This is a genomic window from Hydrogenophaga sp. GW823-FHT04C09 (assembly GCF_058796355.1).
On the sequence record NZ_JBXAIO010000006.1, the window covers coordinates 38,704 to 57,126 of the forward strand.

Annotated in this window: 16 protein-coding genes and 1 other RNA gene; 10 read left to right on the forward strand and 7 right to left on the reverse strand. The window is 67.8% G+C overall.

Annotated elements, in window-relative coordinates:
• The first annotated feature begins 17 nt into the window (after positions 1 to 17).
• The 3 genes from phoU to phoR are packed head-to-tail and all read left to right on the forward strand — an operon-like array spanning position 18 to position 2,763.
• Positions 18 to 719, forward strand: a complete 702-nt coding sequence (phoU, locus tag AC1Q9M_RS17195) for a phosphate signaling complex protein PhoU (protein ID WP_382157403.1) — start codon at positions 18 to 20, stop codon at positions 717 to 719.
• Positions 716 to 1,447, forward strand: a complete 732-nt coding sequence (gene phoB / locus AC1Q9M_RS17200) for a phosphate regulon transcriptional regulator PhoB (RefSeq protein WP_382157405.1) — start codon at positions 716 to 718, stop codon at positions 1,445 to 1,447. Before phoU ends, phoB begins: the two co-directional genes overlap by 4 nt.
• Positions 1,444 to 2,763, forward strand: a complete 1,320-nt coding sequence (phoR, locus tag AC1Q9M_RS17205; protein ID WP_382326557.1) for a phosphate regulon sensor histidine kinase PhoR — start codon at positions 1,444 to 1,446, stop codon at positions 2,761 to 2,763. Before phoB ends, phoR begins: the two co-directional genes overlap by 4 nt.
• On the opposite strand, the gene AC1Q9M_RS17210 is transcribed toward phoR, so the two are convergent.
• From AC1Q9M_RS17210 to trxA, 4 genes are all read right to left on the reverse strand, one after another.
• Positions 2,753 to 4,486 carry an ArnT family glycosyltransferase gene (locus AC1Q9M_RS17210; RefSeq protein WP_492434792.1) on the reverse strand — a complete coding sequence of 578 codons (1,734 nt, stop codon included), beginning with the start codon at positions 4,484 to 4,486 and terminating at the stop codon, positions 2,753 to 2,755. The genes phoR and AC1Q9M_RS17210 overlap by 11 nt on opposite strands.
• A 96-nt stretch (positions 4,487 to 4,582) precedes the next feature.
• The gene (locus tag AC1Q9M_RS17215; RefSeq protein WP_382157412.1) at positions 4,583 to 4,837 is read right to left on the reverse strand and encodes a type B 50S ribosomal protein L31; all 255 of its coding nucleotides are present in this window, start codon (positions 4,835 to 4,837) and stop codon (positions 4,583 to 4,585) included.
• A gap of 86 nt (positions 4,838 to 4,923) precedes the next feature.
• Positions 4,924 to 6,186: a transcription termination factor Rho gene (gene rho, locus AC1Q9M_RS17220; RefSeq protein WP_159594444.1), complete on the reverse strand. Its 1,263-nt coding sequence runs from the start codon at positions 6,184 to 6,186 to the stop codon at positions 4,924 to 4,926.
• Positions 6,187 to 6,370: 184 nt separating this feature from the next.
• A complete protein-coding gene (gene trxA, locus AC1Q9M_RS17225; protein ID WP_291120781.1) occupies positions 6,371 to 6,703 on the reverse strand; it encodes a thioredoxin TrxA in 333 nt (110 codons plus the stop codon).
• Positions 6,704 to 6,827: 124 nt separating this feature from the next.
• On the opposite strand from trxA, the gene AC1Q9M_RS17230 reads away from it, so the two are divergent.
• Genes AC1Q9M_RS17230 through AC1Q9M_RS17240 form a run of 3 tightly spaced genes read left to right on the forward strand, consistent with a single transcriptional unit; the run spans position 6,828 to position 14,061 of the window.
• A complete protein-coding gene (locus AC1Q9M_RS17230; protein WP_492434796.1) occupies positions 6,828 to 9,455 on the forward strand; it encodes a PD-(D/E)XK nuclease family protein in 2,628 nt (875 codons plus the stop codon).
• Entirely contained in the window at positions 9,452 to 12,802 is a 3,351-nt protein-coding gene (locus AC1Q9M_RS17235; RefSeq protein ID WP_492434798.1) for a UvrD-helicase domain-containing protein, read from the forward strand. The genes AC1Q9M_RS17230 and AC1Q9M_RS17235 overlap by 4 nt, the downstream gene beginning before the upstream one ends.
• On the forward strand, positions 12,799 to 14,061 hold the full coding sequence (locus AC1Q9M_RS17240; RefSeq protein WP_492434800.1) for a TIGR03862 family flavoprotein: 1,263 nt from the start codon (positions 12,799 to 12,801) through the stop codon (positions 14,059 to 14,061). Before AC1Q9M_RS17235 ends, AC1Q9M_RS17240 begins: the two co-directional genes overlap by 4 nt.
• 1 nt (position 14,062) lies before the next feature.
• On the opposite strand, the gene AC1Q9M_RS17245 is transcribed toward AC1Q9M_RS17240, so the two are convergent.
• From AC1Q9M_RS17245 to ffs, 3 genes are all read right to left on the reverse strand, one after another.
• Entirely contained in the window at positions 14,063 to 14,395 is a 333-nt protein-coding gene (locus AC1Q9M_RS17245; protein ID WP_382157421.1) for an SMR family transporter, read from the reverse strand.
• Between the two features lie 10 nt (positions 14,396 to 14,405).
• Complete coding sequence (locus AC1Q9M_RS17250) at positions 14,406 to 14,759, reverse strand: DOPA 4,5-dioxygenase family protein (protein WP_382157423.1); 354 nt, start codon at positions 14,757 to 14,759, stop codon at positions 14,406 to 14,408.
• Positions 14,760 to 14,775: 16 nt separating this feature from the next.
• An RNA gene (ffs, locus tag AC1Q9M_RS17255) (signal recognition particle sRNA small type) lies at positions 14,776 to 14,872 on the reverse strand.
• Positions 14,873 to 14,946: 74 nt separating this feature from the next.
• Between ffs and dnaX the strand changes: the two genes are divergently transcribed.
• From dnaX to AC1Q9M_RS17275, 4 genes are read left to right on the forward strand one after another with little or no spacing between them, the layout of a single operon-like run.
• The gene (gene dnaX / locus AC1Q9M_RS17260; protein WP_444686700.1) at positions 14,947 to 16,860 is read left to right on the forward strand and encodes a DNA polymerase III subunit gamma/tau; all 1,914 of its coding nucleotides are present in this window, start codon (positions 14,947 to 14,949) and stop codon (positions 16,858 to 16,860) included.
• A 38-nt stretch (positions 16,861 to 16,898) separates the two neighbouring features.
• A complete protein-coding gene (locus AC1Q9M_RS17265; RefSeq protein WP_066266019.1) occupies positions 16,899 to 17,231 on the forward strand; it encodes a YbaB/EbfC family nucleoid-associated protein in 333 nt (110 codons plus the stop codon).
• A 30-nt stretch (positions 17,232 to 17,261) separates the two neighbouring features.
• The gene (gene recR / locus AC1Q9M_RS17270) at positions 17,262 to 17,873 is read left to right on the forward strand and encodes a recombination mediator RecR (protein ID WP_291120795.1); all 612 of its coding nucleotides are present in this window, start codon (positions 17,262 to 17,264) and stop codon (positions 17,871 to 17,873) included.
• A 32-nt stretch (positions 17,874 to 17,905) separates the two neighbouring features.
• Positions 17,906 to 18,310, forward strand: coding sequence for an MAPEG family protein (locus AC1Q9M_RS17275; RefSeq protein ID WP_291120797.1), 405 nt, complete (start codon positions 17,906 to 17,908; stop codon positions 18,308 to 18,310).
• The last annotated feature ends 113 nt before the right edge of the window (positions 18,311 to 18,423 follow it).

Genomic DNA, 18,423 nt, shown 5'->3' on the forward strand with positions numbered 1-18,423 from the left:
ACCCAAGGAGGCCCTACATGACCGACAAACACATCTCCAGCCAGTTCGACGCCGAGCTGAACTCCATTTCCACGCACGTGCTCGAAATGGGCGGCCTGGTCGAGTCCCAGCTGCACCAGGCGGTCTATGCGCTGATCCACATGAGCCTGGAATCGGCCGAGCAGGTGATGGAGAACGAAAACCGCATCAACCAGATGGAAGTGCAGATCGATCACGAGATCATCTCCACCATCGGCCGTCGCCAGCCCACCGCCCGCGACCTGCGTTTCCTGATGGCCATTTCCCGCACCACGCAGAACCTGGAGCGTGCCGGTGACGAGGTGGCCCGCATCGCCCGCATGGTCAAGTCCATCATCCAGAATGGCTCGCCGCGCAACCTGCCAAGCTCGGAGCTGCGCATGGCCGCCGACCTGGCCGCCGCGCTGCTGCGCAAGTCGCTCGATTCGTTCGCGCGCCTCGACACCGCCATGGCGGTGGCCATCATCAAGGGCGACGACGCGATCGACCACGAGTACAACGGCTTCCTGCGCAAGCTCATCACCTACATGATGGAAGACCCCCGCACCATCTCGCCCAGCCTGGATCTGCTGTTCCTGGCCAAGTCGATCGAGCGTGTGGGCGACCATGCCAAGAACATCGCGGAACAGATCATCTTCATCGTCAAGGGTGAAGACGTGCGGCACGTGCCCATGTCGGCCGTGGAGTCGGTGGTCGGATGAGAAAGCTGCCACGCGTTCTCGTGGTCGAGGACGAACCCTCCATCGCCGAACTGATCGCGGTCAACCTGCGCCACAACGGGTTCGCGCCCACTGTGGTGTTCGATGGCGCCGCTGCCCAGCGCGAGGTGGATGCGGTGCTGCCCGACGTGATCCTGCTCGACTGGATGTTGCCTGGCGAAAGCGGCGCCGTGCTGGCGCGCCAGTGGCGCAAGAACGAACGCACCAAGACCGTGCCCATCCTCATGCTCACCGCGCGCAGCGACGAGAGCGACAAGGTGCAGGGCCTGGATGCCGGTGCCGATGACTACATCACCAAGCCCTTCTCCACCCAGGAGCTGCTCGCGCGCATCCGCGCCGTGCTGCGCCGCCGGGCCCCCGAGATCGTGAACGACTCGGTGCAGGTGGGTGAACTGGCGCTGGATGCCGCCACCTACCGCGTGACCTTCCGGGGTGTGGAACTCAAGGTCGGGCCCACGGAATTCAAGCTGCTGCACTACCTGATGAAACACGCCGAGCGGGTGCACACCCGTGGTACGCTGCTCGACAAGGTCTGGGGAGACCATGTGTTCATCGAGGAGCGTACCGTGGACGTGCACGTCAAGCGATTGAGAGAGTCATTGGGTGAAGCGTCCGGCATGGTGGAAACGGTGCGCGGCGCGGGCTACCGCCTCACGGCGATGAATCACACCGGAAAACCGGCTCAAGGCGCCCCGATCCCGGCCGCATGACCCGTCGTGCCATTGAATTGCTGCTCCTGGTCGCCCTGGGAGCGGTCTGGGGCTGGGCCCATGAGTCGCCCGGTATCACCTTCGCTGGCGGCCTCGTGGGCGCTCTGGTGTGGTCTTTCGTGGATGGCCTGAGGGCACGGCGCGTGATGCGCTGGCTCAACAAGGGCGAGGCGACCCGGGCCCCCAATCTCAGCGGCGCATGGGGCGAGCTCGTGGAGCGCTGCCGCAAGGTCATCAAGAAGCTGGAGAAAAAGGCGCAGAGCAGCGACGCGCGCCTGGAAGATTTCCTGGCCGCCATCCAGGCTTCGCCCAATGGCGTGGTGCTGCTCGATTCTTCCGGACGCATCGAGTGGTCCAACCTCACCGCCGCCAACCACCTCGGCTTCGACCCCCAGCGCGATCTCGGGCAGTACGTGAGGAATCTGGTGCGCAACCCGGCCTTCACCGCTTACCTGGCGGGGGGCGATTTCGGCCACGAGATCCAGATCGACGGGCCTGGCCCACGGCCGTCGCAGCCCACCAAGATTTCGCTGCAGATCCACCCCTATGGCAAGAAGCGCAAGCTGATGATCACGCGCGATGTGACCGCCGTGCAGCTGGCCGAGACGATGCGGCGCGACTTCGTGGCGAACGTGTCGCACGAGATCCGCACGCCGCTCACGGTGCTCAGCGGCTTCGTGGAGACCATGCAGAGCATCCCGCTGGAAGAGGCGGACCGCACGCGTTACCTCGATCTCATGAGCCAGCAGGCCCACCGCATGCAGACCCTGGTGAGCGATTTGCTGACCCTCTCCCGGCTCGAAGGCAGTCCCGCACCCGGGCCGGGCGAGTGGATCGATGCCGACGAGCTGCTGAACCACGTGGTGGCCGAGGCGAGGGGGCTGACGCACGCGATTGCCGCCACGCCGCACGACATCGAACCGTTGGATGGCCCCGATCTCTGGGTCTCGGGTGCCCGCACGGAGTTGCTGAGCGCGATGTCGAACCTGATGAGCAATGCGGTGCGCTACACGCCGGGCGGCGGACGCATCCGCTCGGGCTGGCGGCGGCGTGCAGACGGTTGGGTGGAGTTCTTCGTCAACGACACGGGGCCGGGCGTGGCCGCAGAACACCTGCCGCGCCTGACCGAGCGCTTCTACCGCGTGGACCGCAGCCGTTCGAGGGAAACCGGCGGCACCGGCCTGGGGCTGGCCATCGTCAAGCACGTGGCGCAGCGCCATGGCGGCCACATCGAGGTGCAGAGTGTCCTGGGTGAAGGCTCGACTTTCGCGATTGCCTTGCCCCCTTCGCGGGTGCGCGAGCGCGTCAGCGGCTGACGCGCTGGTAGACCAGCAGGCTTTCCTTGTTGTCGGTCAGCCGACGCACCGTGGCCTTGAAAGCCCATTGTGTGAGGTCGACGCGCTGGTCCAGTGAGCGTTGGTTCTCGGGATCCACCACCAGGCTGCGGCACCGGTTTTCATCCGAGGCACCTGTGCGCACCAACTCCAGGCGGCCGTGGTACTGCAAGGCCGCGATCTGCGCCTGGCTCAGGCCATCGACCAGCACACAACTCTGGGGCGAGACCAGGCGCGCGATGCTCCGCGAGATCGGACCGTAGCTGCGGCCGAAATCCAGCAGAGGCAGCCAGAGCGTCATCAACAACAGCCAGCACAACGTGCTGCCGGCCGCGGGCAGCACCAGGCTCTTCCACAACGCCTGGCGGTGCCGGCCGACACGCCAGGCCACGAGCCAGAGCCAGGCGGCCGTCGCGATCGCGCCGACGGCGAAAAGCAGGAAGGAGAACTCGGGCACGAACCCGGGCGCCAAGCGGGCGACGTTGGCGGCGGGCTTGGCGGGAACGCCGGTCTGCATCGCCAGCCAGATGACCCAGATCACCAGCGCACAGCCCGAGAAGAACACGAGCGTGAACCAGTCCACCAGCGCGGCCACGCTGCGGCGCAGCGTGGGCAGGGCGAAGGCGGCCAGCGAAGCCAGCGCAGGAAGGCCCAGCAGCAGGGCGCGGTCGCGTTCGTCCGACAGCGCGCTGTCCGCGACGCTCACCAGCGCCGCCCACAGCGGCAGCGCCACATGGGGCCGCAGCAACTGATGGCGCCAGCGCCACAAGGTCCAGAGCACGAGCGGCCAGGCGGGCCAGGTGAACCACACCAGCAGCTTGCCCCAGCTGCGCCACTGCACTTCGGCCCAAGGCGTTTGCAGGGCAGGGGCGGGCACTTGACCGAGGTAAATCGCCACAGCGAACACCACCACCAGCAACAGCGCAGCCGACAGCAACGGGTCGCGCCCCGAGGCAGGCGTCTCCAGCAACCAATCGGTCTGCGGAACGGATGAGAGGGGCGCGCGGCGCGAGAGCCACAGGATCAGGAGCAATCCACTGGCCAGCAGCACGGCGATCCAGGGCGCACCGCTGAAGACCAGCCCGAGCACCGCGACCCCCCAGGCGAACACGCTGCGCAGCGGCCGGCGGCTGCCCGCGTGCGCGAGCCGCGACGCGGCGAACAGCAGCAGCGACACCCAGGCCAGGCGAGCCAGGTCGGGCGTGGTTTCGTGCGAAAGCTGGGCCAGGCCGAGGCAGGCCATGAGTGCCAGCAGGCCTGCATCGGCCAAGGCGCGCGCGTAGTCGGTGGGTTGTGCTTCGCCACCGAAGGCGAAGGCCACCGGTTGCGCGGCGGGTTGGCGTGCCAGGTGGTACACCGTGTACCAGGTGCAGATCAACGTGAGGGCCAGCAGCAAGGCAAACGGGATGCGGACCGCGAAATCGGGTGAGACGAAGGGCAGCAGCCGGATGAAGGCCGCGCCCAGCCAGTAGGGCAGGGGACCGGCTTCTTCGACCGCCAGACCCAGCACCTGGGGACTCCACCAGCCGCTGTGGCCGGCGGCCATTTCCAGCATCACGCCAAATGCGGATACGTCGGCGTTCTTCCAGGGCTCGCGGCCGAGGAAACCGGGCAGCACATAGGCCACGCAGAACAGAATGAGCGCGAGCCGCGGCAGACGGCGCACGGCCGACTGGGTGACGATGGCGGGGGTGGGCTGGTTCACTGCGGCGAATATACAGGGGCGAAAAAAAAGCAGCCGGATCGGGCTGCTTTTCTGAGCAAGGTGCGGACACCCGGGAAAAGCCCGGGCACACGCCGCTTACTTGGCGGTCTTGGCGTAACGGTTGCGGAAGCGCTCGACGCGGCCACCCATGTTGTCCACGCTTTTTTGCGTGCCGGTGTAGAAGGGGTGCGACTCGCTGGAGGTGTCCAGCTTGTACAGCGGCAGCTCGCGGCCGTCTTCCATCTTGATGGTCTCTTTCGTGTTCGCGCAGGAGCGGGTCACGAATTTGAAACCGTTGGAGAGGTCCTGGAAGCAGACTTCGCGGTAGTTGGGGTGGATACCGTCTTTCATGGCGTTTCTTTCAGTTCAGGTGCCGCAGCCGCAACGAAACCGTTTCGTTGTACTTGCCGCAATTAGCAAAGCCTTGGATTATAGCCTTAACCGCCCCGACGCATCATGTCGAAGAATTCGGAGTTATTCTTGGTCGATTTCATGCTCTTGAGCACCATCTCCATCGCCTCGATTTCGTCCATGTTGTACATGAATTGACGCAGGATGCGGGTTTTTTGCAGAATTTCGGGCTGAAGCAGCAATTCCTCGCGGCGCGTGCCGCTGCGGTTGAGCTGGATCGAGGGGAACACGCGTTTTTCGTACAGGCGGCGGTCCAGGTGGATTTCGCAGTTGCCGGTGCCCTTGAATTCTTCAAAGATCACTTCGTCCATCCGGCTGCCGGTGTCGACCAGGGCCGTGGCGATGATGGTCAGCGAACCACCTTCTTCGATCTTGCGGGCCGCGCCGAAGAAGCGCTTGGGCCGCTGCAGGGCGTTGGCGTCCACGCCGCCGGTGAGCACCTTGCCGCTGGAGGGCAGCACGTTGTTGTAGGCACGGGCCAGGCGGGTGATGGAGTCGAGCATGATCACGACGTCCTTGCCCAGCTCCACCAGGCGCTTGGCGCGCTCGATCACCATCTCGGCCACGTGCACGTGGCGGGCCGCCGGTTCGTCGAAGGTGGATGCGATGACCTCGCCGCGCACGGTGCGCTGCATCTCGGTCACTTCCTCGGGGCGCTCGTCGACCAGCAGCACCATGAGCACCACCTCGGGGTGGTTGGCCGTGATGGCGTGGCACAGGTGCTGCATCATCACCGTCTTGCCGCTCTTGGGCGGCGCCACGATCAGCGCGCGCTGGCCGCGGCCGATGGGGGCGATGATGTCGATCACGCGGCCGGTGATGTTCTCTTCGCTCTTGATGTCGCGTTCCAGTCGCATCTGTTCCTTGGGGAACAGGGGCGTCAGGTTCTCGAACATGATCTTGTGCTTGTTGTCCTCGGGGGGCAGGCTGTTGATCTTGTCGAGCTTGTTGAGGGCGAAGTAGCGTTCGCCGTCCTTGGGGATGCGCACCTCGCCCTCGATCATGTCGCCGGTGTGCAGGTTGAAGCGGCGGATCTGGCTGGGCGAGATGTAGATGTCGTCGGTGCTCGCCGTGTAGCTGGTGTCCGGGGCCCGCAGGAAGCCGAAACCGTCGGGCAGCACTTCCAGCACGCCGTCCGCATACACCAGTTCACCGCCCTTGGCGCGCTTTTTGATGATGGCGAACATCAGCTCCTGCTTGCGCATGCGGCCAGGGTTTTCGATCTCAAGCGCTTCGGCCTGCTTGAGGACTTCAGACACGTGCAGTGCCTTGAGTTCGTTAAGGTGCATGGAATTCACTCCGAAAGGGAGTTGAGTCAAAACCGGGGGAGGGGGCGCCGGCGTCCGGATGGCGGACGGTGCGCGGAAAGAAGGGCGGGCGTCAGTCAGGCCCGCTGAAGCAAATTATGACAGGAAATAGGGGGCCGGGGAAACCGTGCCCGGGCGTTGCACCCGGGCACCCTTCAGCAAGGCATCAGGCCAGTTGCTGGTCGATGAAGGCGGTGAGCTGCGCCTTGCTCACGGCGCCGACCTTGGTGGCGGCCAGCTGGCCATCCTTGAACAGCATCAGCGTCGGGATGCCGCGGATGCCGAACTTGGCGGGCACGTCGCGGTTGTCGTCCACGTTGAGCTTGGCGATCTTGAGCTTGCCGTTGTACGAGCCGGCCACTTCATCGAGGATCGGCGCAATCATCTTGCAAGGGCCGCACCATTCGGCCCAGAAGTCCACCAGCACCGGCGCTCCGGCCTCCAGCACATCAGCCTGGAAGCTGGCATCGGAAACGTGTTTGATCAGGTCGCTGGCCATGATTCATCCTAAAAGTCGTTGAACGGGGAGGGGTTACAGTTTGGGTCACATGCCAGCAGTTCAAGGCGTTCTCACACCCTCTGAGCGCACGGTCCGCATCATTGTGACAGAAACACCCATTTCCATGACGCCTGTAAGCTCGATCCGAGAGGCCGGTTCGCCGGCCGCGGGTGAGGGCCATCCATCGATGCGCCAATGGGCGCGCTGGATCGCGCACATCGATCAGGCCATGCAGGACCGTGCCGTGCCCGCCAGCCGTGTGGTGGTGCTGGTGCCCTATGCCCAATTGATGGACGCCGGGCGCAAGGCCTGGGCGGCGTCGCACCCGAGCGGGTTTGCCCCGCGTTTCGAATCCAGCCGCAACTGGGCCGCCAGCCTGCGGCCCTTCCTGCCGGGTCCGGGCGATCTGAGCATGGACATGGCGCGCGACAGCCTGATGGCCGCAGCCCTGATCGAACGCGTGGCACCCGCGCGTGCCGATGCCGCCTTGCGCGCCATCATGGTGGGTCGCCTCGTGGAGGCCGCGCGACAGCTGGCCCCTTTGGCCGCCGCGTTGCCGCCCGAGGAAAGGCTGGCCTGGGCTGAACCGCTGCGCGCGTCGCTGGCGCCCGCCGCTTCCTCGTTGTACTGGGAGGGGCTGTTGGCCACGCTGGCGCTGACCTGGGTGAGCGCCTCCGCCTATGCCACCGATGTGCTGTGGGCACCGATGGCGCAGCCCGGCGGCCACGCCGATCTGTTGGTGGTGCTGCAGGGCTTTCAGGAAGACCCGTTGGCCATGGCCTTGGCCGCGAGTTGGGGTGAACAATCGCTGGTGTTGTCGCTCGGCGAAATGGACGATGGCGCCAGCGGTGTGCCGGGTCTGCACGCCTGCGGCGACGCGGAAGACGAAGCCCAGCGCGCCGCGGCCTGTGTGATCGCGCAGGTCAACCACGGACACGTGCCGGTGGCGCTGGTGGCCAACGACCGACTGCTCACCCGGCGCGTCAGCGCCATGCTGCACCGTGTGGGTGTGTCGGTGCGCGACGAGACCGGTTGGAAGCTCTCCACCACCCACGCGGCCGCACAACTCATGAGCGTGCTGCGCGCGGTCGATGCGCGCGCCTCGATGGACGATGTGCTGGACCTGCTCAAGCAGGCCAAGGCCTGGCCCGAGGCGCAGGTGCAGCAACTGGAACAGCTCGCGCGCGAAGCGGGTGTGTCGCGCTGGAAGGCAGCGCTGCAGCACGAGCGGCTTGCCGCGGTGATTCCCGAAGGCCTGCCCGCCTGGCTCGAGGGCTTGCAGGTGGGAAGACCCTTGACGATGTGGCTGGGCGACCTGGCCGCGGCGCTCAAGGCCTGTGGCCTGTGGACCTCGTTCGAGAGCGATCCCGCCGGACAACAACTGGTGCAGACCTTGCGCCTGGGCGAAGGCGCGGCCATGGAGCTGGCCGGCGTGACCCAGGCGGTGGACGGGGCCACGCGCGGTGGTGCGCGCCTGTCCCTCAGCGCCTTCACCGCCTGGGTGCGCGATGTGCTGGAGGGGGCGAGCTTCATGCCCCGCAGCGCGGGCGACGCGGCCGTGGTGGTTCTGCCCATGGCGCAGCTGCTGGGGCGGTCTTTCGCCGCCACCGTGGTGCCGGGTTGCGACGAGACGCACCTGAGTCCCAGCCCAGAGCCACCCGGCGACTGGACGACGGCGCAGCGCGAGTTGCTGGGCCTGCCGTCCCGCGAGGCCTTGGCCCAGGCCGCGGCCAGTGCCTGGCGGGCCACGCTCGCCTTGCCGCATCTGGATCTGCTGTGGCGCACGCAGGAGCGCGGCGAGGCCGTGCTGCCGAGTGCCTGGGTACAGGCGTTGCCGGTGCAACCAGGGGTGGATCCACGTGACCTGCGCCCGCTCACGCCAGCGACCCAACCGAGGCCCACGCCTTCCGCCAGCGATGTGTTGCCCGAGTCGCTCTCGGCCAGCGCCTACCAGGACTTGCGCGATTGCCCCTACCGTTTCTTCGCGCTGCGCCAGCTGCGCCTGGTCGAGGCCGCCGAGCTCGAAGCCGAGCCGGATCAGCGCGACATGGGCAACTGGTTGCACGCGGTGTTGCGCGCCTTCCATGAGCAGCGCGGCGACGCCCGCCCGGGACGCGACGTGGACCAGGCCTGGCTTGACCGGCTGGCCGACGAGACCGCCACCGCCATGGGCTTGAACGCGGGCGAGGGTGGGGCCGGTTTCCTGCCTTACCAGGCGGTGTGGCCCGCGCTGCGCGAGGGCTATCTGGACTGGCTGGCCGGTTTCGAAGCCACCGACGAGCGGCCGGGCCCGCGCTTCGTCCAGGCCGAGGCCGAACGCGTCGCGAACGCAGGGCCCTGGAAGCTCTACGGCAAGCTGGACCGCATCGATGCGCAGCACAGCCCCGAAGGGCCGATTCCCTTCGTGATCGACTACAAGACCGAGAGCCGCAGCAAGACCCACGACCGCGTGAAAGAGCCACTGGAAGACACCCAGCTGGCCTTCTACGCGGCCCTGCTGCCCGACGACAACCTGCGCGCCGCCTACCTCAGCATCACCGACAAACGCGGCGACGGTGGCAAGGACGGCCCCACCTGGCTCGTGGAGCAACCGGACGTGCTGATGGCGCGTGAGCACCTGCAGGCCGGCCTTGCACACGACATGGCGCGCGTGGCCGCCGGCCAGCCCATGCCGGCGCTCGGCGAAGGCCGCGTGTGCGACTTCTGCGCCGCACGGGGCCTGTGCCGCAAAGATTTCTGGACGCCCGCATGACGGCACCCGCCTACCGCATCAACGGCGCGCCCGCCGCGCGCGAAGCCTTCTATGCGCTGGCCTGCGATCCCGCGCGCAGCATTGCCGTGGAAGCCTGTGCCGGCGCGGGCAAGACCTGGATGCTGGTCTCGCGCATCCTGCGCGCGATGCTCGACGGCTGTGCGCCGCAGGACATCCTCGCGATCACTTTCACCAAGAAGGCGGCCGGTGAAATGCGCGACCGGCTCAACGCCGAGCTGCGCCGTTGGGCCACGCTGGCCGACGACGCCTTGGCCAATGAGTTGCGCGCGCGTGGTCTGAGCGAGACCGATGCCCGGCGGCGCGTGCCCGAGGCCCGAGGCCTGTACGCGCGAGTCACCGCCATGGGTCGTCCCGTGCAGGTGCGCACCTTCCACAGCTGGTTCGCCGCGTTGCTGCGCGGAGCGCCGCTGTCGGTGCTGCAGGAACTGCAGTTGCCGGTGCAGTACGAGTTGCTCGAAGACGACGCGCGTGCGGTGGCCCAGGTCTGGCCGCGTTTCTACGCGGCGCTCGCCGCCAGTCCACTCGAGCGAGAGGACTTCATGGCCAGCGTGGCCGAGCACGGCCGCCACCAGACGCTGGTGGCACTGAAAAAGACCCTCGACAAGCGCGTGGAGTTCGCGCTGGCCGATGCGGCGGGTGTGGTCGAGGCATCGGTCGATCCGATGGCGCGGCGCTACCCGGAGTTCGCGGGTTTCGACGAGCCGGTGCAATGGCTGGTGCAGGACGCCCGTGCCGTCACGCTGCTGCGCGAAGCCGCGCAGGCCCTGGGGGGCGCGAGCGCGCCGACCTTCTCCGCCAAGGGCGTCGAGCTGGAGCAGGCGCTGGGCCAGGCCGATGGCACGGGTGCGCTCACGGCCTTGCTCACGCAGAAGGACGAGCCGCGCAAGTTCAGCGACAAGCTCGCCGGCATCGAGGCCGTGCGCGCCGCGCAGCAACTGGCGCTGCGAACGCTCGAAGCCCTGCGCCAGCACCGCGCCTGGTTGCACCACCAGCGCCTCTCGCGCCTGGCCCGCGTGTTGCTCATGAGCTTTGCCGCTTTCAAGCGCGAACGCGGCTGGGTCGACATGAACGACGTGGAAGGCGCGGCACGGCGCCTGCTGGGCGATGCCGAGCTCTCGGGCTGGCTCCAGCAGCGGCTGGACGCGCGCGTGCGCCACGTGCTGATCGACGAATTCCAGGACACCAACCCGCTGCAATGGCAGGCCCTCTACGGCTGGCTCTCGGCCTATGCGGGCGCAGGCCCAGGCGAGGCGCCCTGCGTGTTCCTGGTGGGTGACCCCAAACAATCGATCTACCGCTTCCGCCGCGCCGAGCCGCAGGTCTTCAAGGCGGCGCAGGCCTTCGTGGTGCAAGGCCTGGCCGGAGCGTTGCTCAGTTGCGATCACACGCGCCGCTGTGCGCCTGCGGTGGTGGACGCGCTCAACGCCGCCATGGGGGCGGCGGTGCAGGCCGGCGAATACGGCAGCGACTACCGTCCCCACACCACCGAAAGCACCGCGCAAGGCGAGGTGTTGTGTCTGCCGCAGCTGCCACGCAGCCTGCTGGAGCGAAGCCAGTCGGGGAACGATGGCGAGCCCGTGTGGCGCGACAGCCTGACCACGCCGCGCGTGCTGCCCGAAGACAGCCTGGCCGCGCTGGAAGCCGGGCAGGCCGCCGACTGGATCGCCACCGAGGTGGCCGACGGGCGCCTGCTGCCCGACGACATCATGGTGCTGTCGCGCCGCCGCGAGCGCCTGGCCCGGATGCACGAGGCGCTGCTCGACCGCGGCCTGGCCAGCGAACAACCCGAAAAGTTGGAGCTCGGCGAAGCGCCCGCGGTGCAGGACGTGGTGGCGTTGCTGGACGCCCTGGTCTCGACCCGGCACGACCTGAGCCTGGCGCGGGCCCTCAAGTCGCCGCTGTGTGGCTGGAGCGACGACGACCTGGCCCAGCTCGCGCGCCTGCGCCAGCGCTGGACGCCGCCGCGCACCGATGGCGCGAGCTCACCAACCCCTCGGCCTTCGTGGTGGGAGGTGCTGCAGCGTTTCGGCGCCTTGCCCTCCGATGAACAAGCGGCGGCCGCCTCCACCCCGGCGCAGGCTGCGCAGTTCCAGGACACCGCGCAGCGCCTCGCGCTCTACCGGGGTTGGCTGCTCAGCTTGCCGCCGCACGATGCGCTGTCCGCCCTCTACGACCATGGGGACGTGCTCGCGCGCTTCGCGCAAGCCGTGCCCGCGAGCCAGCGCGCCGCCGTGCTCGCCCAACTGCGCGACCTGCTGACCCAGTCGCTCGCGCAGGATGGCGGCCGCTTCCTCACCCCGTACCGCTTCGTGCGCGCGCTCAAGGCGGGTGGCATCAAGGCCACCGCGGTGCAGACGCCCGGCGCTGTGCGCCTGCTCACCATCCACGGGGCCAAGGGCCTGGAAGCCCACACCGTGCTCATGCTCGACACCGATTCCGGCTCCGCCCGGCCCGAGAGCATGGGCGTGCTGGTGGACTGGCCGGGCGAAGACCCGCTGCCGCGCCGCTTCGTGTTTCTGGCCAGCGAAAAATCGCCACCCGACTGCGCGGTGGACGCCTTACAGCAGGAGCAGCAGGCGCGCTCGCTGGAGGAGCTCAACGCCCTCTATGTGGCCCTGACGCGCGCCGAGTCGCGGCTGGTGATCTCCAGCTTCGAACCGCACAAGCGCGGCACCACCACCTGGTACGCACGCTTGCAGCCGCTGGCCGCGCCGCTGGAGGCACCGTTGCCCGCGGCCGATGCCGATGGCCCCCCTTCGGTGCAAGCCCAGGTCTTCCACTTGCCGAGCTTGCCTCCTCTGACTGTGGAGACCGCCTCCGTGGTGAATGCGGAAGTCGCACCGCCCGTGGACGACACCGCCAACCGCATCGGCCTGGCGCTGCACCGCCTGCTGGAATGGCGGCCCACGCCGGCCCAGGGTTTCGATTGGGCACCCGAACACACGCAGGCCGTGGCGCGCGAGTTCGCGCTCGACCCGGCCCAGGCGCGCGATGTGCTCGCCATGGCCCAACGCATCGTGAGCGGCGAGGCCGCCTGGGCCTGGGACGCGGAGGCGCTCAATCACTGGGGCAACGAGGTCGAGCTTTTCCACCAGGGGGAGCTGCTGCGGCTGGACCGCCTGGTGCGCCGCCGCGACAGCGGCGACTGGTGGGTGCTGGACTACAAGAGCGCTGCCCATCCCGAGCGCCAGCCCGAACTGCTCGCGCAGATGGAGGGCTACCGCCAGGCCATGGCGCAGGCCCGGCCGGGTGAAGCCGTGCGGCTCGCCTTCATCAACGCTCAGGGCCGGCTCATCGAGCTGGTCGCTGCATCAAGTTCTTCATGACCGATTCGAGTTCTTTTCTGCCTGTCGATGTGGCTGTCATCGGCGGCGGCCCCGCCGGCCTGATGGCCGCCGAAGTCATGGGCCGCGCCGGCCTCAACGTGCACCTGTTCGACGCCATGCCTTCGGTGGGCCGCAAGTTCCTGCTCGCGGGCAAGGGCGGCATGAACCTCACGCACGCCGAAACGCTGCCGGCCTTCGTGGGCCGCTACGGCGCGCAGGCAGACCACCTGCGCCCGCTGCTCGAGACCTTCGGGCCGCAGGCCGTGCGCGACTGGGCCACCGGCCTGGGCATCAGCACGTTCGTGGGCAGCTCGCAGCGCGTCTTTCCCACCGACATGAAGGCCGCGCCGCTGCTTCGGGCCTGGCTGCACCGGCTGCGCCATCCCGAGTCCGGTGGCACGCGGGTGGGCTTCCACATGCGCCACCGCTGGACGGGCTGGGACGGCACAGCCCTGGTGTTCGACACGCCGCAGGGGCCGCTGCGGGTGCAGCCCCGCGCCACCGTGCTTGCACTGGGCGGCGCGAGCTGGGCGCGCCTGGGCTCCGACGGCGCCTGGGTGCCCCGGCTGCAGGCCGAGGGCGTTGACGTGGCGCCGCTGCAGCCCAGCAACTGCGGCTTCGACGTGGCGGGCGGCTGGAGCCCTTTCTTCCTGGAGCGTTTCGCGGGCCAGCCGTTCAAGTCGGTGGCGGTGCGGTTCACGGACAGCCTGGGGAACGGTTTTCAGCGCAAGGGCGAATTCGTCGCCACGGCCACCGGTGTCGAAGGCAGCCTGATCTATGCCGTGTCGGGCCTGTTGCGCGATCAGATCGCGCGCGAGGGCCGGGCCACGTTCGAACTGGACCTGCTGCCCGACCGCACGGCCGAACAGGTGCTGGCCCAGGTGGCGCATCCGCGCGGTTCGCGCAGCCTCTCGAGCCACCTCAAGAGCCGGCTCGGGTTGGAGGGCATCAAGATGGCCATCATCAATGAATTGTTGAGCAAGGACGCGATGCACGAGCCCGCCCGACTGGCCGCCGCGCTCAAGGCCTTGCCCATCACGCTGGCCGCCGCGCGACCCATCGACGAAGCCATCAGCAGCGCCGGTGGCGTGCGCTGGGAGGGGCTGGACGATGGCCTGATGGTGCGGTCGCGACCGGGCCTGTTCTGTGCGGGTGAAATGCTCGACTGGGAAGCGCCCACCGGGGGCTATCTGCTGACGGCCTGCCTGGCCAGTGGGATGGCGGCCGGTGAGGGCGTGCGCCGCTGGCTGGCCACCTGATTCAGTGGGCCGAGCTTTTCGAGAGCAGGTTGAGCACCAGGACGCCCGCCACGATCAGGCCCATGCCCAGCATGCCGGCGGCATCGAGCTTCTGGCCGAACACCAGCCAGCCGATCAATGCGATGAGCACCACGCCCACGCCCGACCAGACGGCGTAGGCGATGCCCACGGGAATGGTGCGCAAGGTCAGGGACAGCAGGTAGAACGCCGCGCCGTAGGACACCACGACGATCGCCGAAGGCCAGAGCTTGCTGAAGCCCTCGCTGGCTTTCAGGGCGGAGGTGCCGACGACCTCGGCGGCAATGGCCAGCCCGAGCAGGATCCAGGGGTTCATCGCCGGCCGTTCAGTCCACCAGGGCCTGCAGGTTCAAGGGATAGGACTTGCCCAGCCACAGCGCGCCGTCGCGGTGATCGCTCAGCGCGTCGCCGGTGTTGGGGTGGATGAGCACATCCAGCGCAGCGTGGTTCAGGGCGAGCCAGCTCACCACGTGAGCGAACTCGGGGGCATCGAAAGCCACCTGGTAGGTCCAGGCCGGATGCGGCCCGACCGGTTTTTCGTGGAACCGCCCGATCTGCACGTGGGCGGCGAGTTCGGCGGCGATGACTTCGCGCAAAGCCCAGGCGGCATCGCGCGTGTCCGCACCAAAGTACACGTGGGCATGCCAGCTGGCAATGGAGGCGGGATCGCGCACGGACATGGTGGGATGAGAAGAAGGTGACGAGCCTTGACCCCGGCACTGGATTCACAGTTAGGGCTGCTTGGTTCCCCACCTGACCCGGTTGGCCGCTTCACCATGCGGGAAGGCCCGTCGAGGTCGATTGTAGGCGATGGGGTGTGTCGATGCCGGATCGCCTGGCAATACCCCGCCGCTTAGAATCGTCGCCATGTCCTATGTCGTCCTGGCCCGCAAATACCGCCCGCGCAATTTCACCGAAATGGTGGGGCAGGGCCATGTGGTGCAAGCGCTCTCGAATGCCTTGACGACCCAGCGCCTGCACCACGCCTACCTGTTCACCGGGACACGTGGCGTGGGCAAGACCACGGTCTCGCGCATCCTGGCCAAGTCGCTCAACTGCCTGGGTGCCGACGGGCAGGGCGGCATCACCGCGGAGCCTTGCGGCGTGTGCCAGGCCTGCACCGACATCGACAGTGGCCGTTTCGTCGACTACACCGAGCTCGATGCCGCTTCCAACCGGGGCGTGGACGAAGTCCAGGCCCTGCTGGAGCAGGCGGTCTACAAGCCGGTGCAAGGGCGCTTCAAGGTCTTCATGATCGACGAGGTGCACATGCTGACCAACACGGCGTTCAACGCCATGTTGAAGACGCTGGAGGAGCCGCCCGAGTACCTCAAGTTCGTGCTGGCCACGACGGACCCGCAGAAGGTGCCGGTGACCGTGCTGTCTCGCTGCCTGCAGTTCAACCTGCGGCCCATGGCGCCCGAGACCGTGCTGGAGCATTTGCAACAGGTGTTGCAAGCCGAAAACGTGCCTGCCGAGGTGCAGGCGCTGCGCCTGCTGTCGCGCGCCGCTCGCGGCTCCATGCGCGACGCGCTTTCGCTCACCGATCAGGCGATTGCCTTTGGCGGCGGCCAGTTGCAGGAGGCCACGGTGCGCCAGATGTTGGGCGCGGTGGACCGCTCCTATGTGCTGCGCCTGATCGATGCGCTGGCCCGCGCCGATGGCGCCACGGTGGTCGATACCGTGGACGCGCTGCGCGTGAATGGCCTGAACGCCGCGTCCACGCTGGAAGAGATGACCGGCGTGCTGCAGCGCATGGCCGTGCTGCAGGCCGTGCCCGACCGCGCCCAGGCCGAAGGCCTGGACGACCCCGATGAAGCGCAGATCGCGCGGCTGGCGCAAAGCCTGCCGGCCGACGAGACGCAACTGCTCTACAGCCTGTGCCTGCATGGGCGCGGCGAGCTGGGCCTGGCCCCCGACGAGTACGCCGCGCTCACCATGGTGCTGCTGCGGCTGATGGCCTTCAAACCCGCCAACACGGCCGCTGTCAGCGCCGCGGCGGAAAAAAAAACACTGAAAACGGCTGAAGCGCCTGTTGCGGAGGTGGCCGCACCCGCGGCTGCGTTGGCGCCCACGCCGGTGCCGATGGTGCGTTTGCCGGTGGTGAACCCGCCGCCGGCCGTCGCTCCACCCGCGCCCGTGAGGGCGCCGCAGCCCTCCGCGGTGGCTGTGTCGGCACCCGCCGCCGCGCCGCAGATGCCCGCCGAGCCGGTGGACGATGCGCCCTGGCCCGAGGACGATGGCCCTCCCTGGGAAGAGGCCGAACCGGCGCCACCCCGTGTCATGGCCATCCCGGTGCGCGATGCCGGTGAACCCGGCCCGGCGGATCAGCCTCAGGCCCGCGACGAACACGGCACACAAACGGTGTTGCCCGCCGCGCCCGGTGGCAGCGTCGAAGGCGATTTCTGGTTCGAGACCGTGATGCAGCTCGTGCGCGCGGAAGCCATCACCGCGCTGGTGCGCGAGCTGGGCTTGCAATCGCAACTGATCGCGCGCGACACGGACCAGTGGATGCTGCGCGTGGAGCGCAGCTCGCTCAACCAGGGCAATACGCGCGAACGCCTGGCCACGGCGCTGAAGACCATCGGCCACGAGGTGCGCCTCTCGGTGGAGATCGGCAGCGTTTCGGACTCGCCCGCGCGCCGCGTGGCAGCGGAAGCGGCGCGCCGCCAGCGCGAGGCTGAGGCGCACATCCTGAACGACCCCTTTGTCCAGACCATGATGCGCGACTTTGGCGGCAAAATCGTGCCCGGTACCCTCAAGGCCATCACCACGGCCTGAGCCTCTTTTCTTTTTTCACTCGGAACGTTAGGAAGACCATGTTCAACAAAGGACAACTCGCCGGCCTCATGAAGCAGGCCCAGGCCATGCAGGACAACCTGAAGAAAGCCCAGGACGAGCTGGCCTTCATCGAGGTCACGGGCGAATCGGGCGCGGGCCTGGTGAAGGTGCTTATGACCTGCAAGCACGACGTCAAGCGCGTCACCATCGACCCCAGCCTGCTGGCCGACGACAAGGACATGCTGGAAGACCTCGTGGCCGCCGCGTTCAACGCCGCGGTGCGCAAGGCCGAAGAAACCTCGGCCGAGAAAATGGGCAAGCTCACGGCCGGCATGCCCGGCCTGCCGGGCGGCATGAAGTTCCCGTTCTGATCCCCATCGCGCGGGCTCCTTCGCTCATCGATGGCTGAAAACCACTCGCTCGAACTGCTGGTGCAGGCGCTGCGCCGCCTGCCCGGCGTGGGGGTGAAGTCGGCACAGCGCATGGCCTTCCACCTGCTTCAGCATGACCGCGACGGCGCCGTGCAGCTCGCCCGCGCGCTGGAGCACGCGGCCAGCTCGGTGAAGCACTGCAGCCTGTGCCACACCTTCACCGAAGACGACATCTGCCCCACCTGCCGCGATCCCCGGCGCGACCGCAGCCAGCTCTGCGTGGTGGAGACACCCGCCGATCAGGCAGCGATGGAGCGCACCGGTGCCTACAAAGGCCTGTTCTTCGTGCTCATGGGCAAGCTCAGCCCGCTCGATGGCGTGGGCCCGCGCGACATCGGTCTGCAGAAACTCTTTGACCGCATCAGCGCGCCGGCCGAACAAGGGGAGCCCGAGGTGCGGGAAGTCATCCTGGCCACGAACTTCACCGCCGAAGGTGAGACCACGGCCCACGTGATCGCGCAGGCGCTCAAGGGCCGCACGGACGTGCAGGTGACCCGCCTGGCCCGGGGTGTGCCGGTAGGCAGCGAGCTGGAGTACGTGGACCTGGGCACGATCGCCCATGCCCTGGTGGACCGGCGCTGACCGGCGCCATTTCTTCTCGAAAGCGCTTCATCATGAAACTGGCGGGATTGACCGTGGCGTATTGGGCGGTGGTGGTGGCTTCGCTGTTGCCGATCGGCTGCGCGTGGCTCGCCAAATCGGGCACGTTCTCCAAGCCGCGCCGCGATGGTGGTTTCGACAACCAGCACCCGCGCGAATGGCTGGCGCGCCAGAGCGACTGGCGGGCCCGCGCGAACGCCGCGCAGGCCAACAGTTTCGAGGCGCTGCCGTTCTTCATTGGCGCCGTGATCATCGCGCACCAGCTCGGCGCTTCACAGGTTCGCCTGGACGTTCTCGCCTTTCTGTTTGTCGTGCTGCGGGTGCTTTACATCATGATGTACGTGGCCAACCTCGCCACGGCGCGCAGCCTCGCGTGGACCCTGGCACTGATCGTCAATCTCGCGATCCTTTTCGTTTGACGCGCGCTTGCGTTCGACGCCGTTACATCAGCTTGCAAGTGCTCGGTACAAACCCGCTCGGGATTGGTCCTGATGCGGGTTTGCGGCCCGCCCCCTAGTCTCAAGGCTCATCC

Coding starts and splice junctions, on each gene's coding strand:
- AC1Q9M_RS17265 (WP_066266019.1), top strand. CDS start 16,899: ATGTTCAACAAAGGACAACTCGCCGGCCTCATGAAGCAGGCCCAGGCC.
- phoU (WP_382157403.1), top strand. CDS start 18: ATGACCGACAAACACATCTCCAGCCAGTTCGACGCCGAGCTGAACTCC.
- rho (WP_159594444.1), bottom strand. CDS start 6,186: ATGCACCTTAACGAACTCAAGGCACTGCACGTGTCTGAAGTCCTCAAG.
- trxA (WP_291120781.1), bottom strand. CDS start 6,703: ATGGCCAGCGACCTGATCAAACACGTTTCCGATGCCAGCTTCCAGGCT.
- AC1Q9M_RS17215 (WP_382157412.1), bottom strand. CDS start 4,837: ATGAAAGACGGTATCCACCCCAACTACCGCGAAGTCTGCTTCCAGGAC.
- AC1Q9M_RS17245 (WP_382157421.1), bottom strand. CDS start 14,395: ATGAACCCCTGGATCCTGCTCGGGCTGGCCATTGCCGCCGAGGTCGTC.
- AC1Q9M_RS17240 (WP_492434800.1), top strand. CDS start 12,799: ATGACCGATTCGAGTTCTTTTCTGCCTGTCGATGTGGCTGTCATCGGC.
- AC1Q9M_RS17235 (WP_492434798.1), top strand. CDS start 9,452: ATGACGGCACCCGCCTACCGCATCAACGGCGCGCCCGCCGCGCGCGAA.
- recR (WP_291120795.1), top strand. CDS start 17,262: ATGGCTGAAAACCACTCGCTCGAACTGCTGGTGCAGGCGCTGCGCCGC.
- AC1Q9M_RS17230 (WP_492434796.1), top strand. CDS start 6,828: ATGACGCCTGTAAGCTCGATCCGAGAGGCCGGTTCGCCGGCCGCGGGT.
- AC1Q9M_RS17275 (WP_291120797.1), top strand. CDS start 17,906: ATGAAACTGGCGGGATTGACCGTGGCGTATTGGGCGGTGGTGGTGGCT.
- phoR (WP_382326557.1), top strand. CDS start 1,444: ATGACCCGTCGTGCCATTGAATTGCTGCTCCTGGTCGCCCTGGGAGCG.
- AC1Q9M_RS17250 (WP_382157423.1), bottom strand. CDS start 14,759: ATGTCCGTGCGCGATCCCGCCTCCATTGCCAGCTGGCATGCCCACGTG.
- phoB (WP_382157405.1), top strand. CDS start 716: ATGAGAAAGCTGCCACGCGTTCTCGTGGTCGAGGACGAACCCTCCATC.
- dnaX (WP_444686700.1), top strand. CDS start 14,947: ATGTCCTATGTCGTCCTGGCCCGCAAATACCGCCCGCGCAATTTCACC.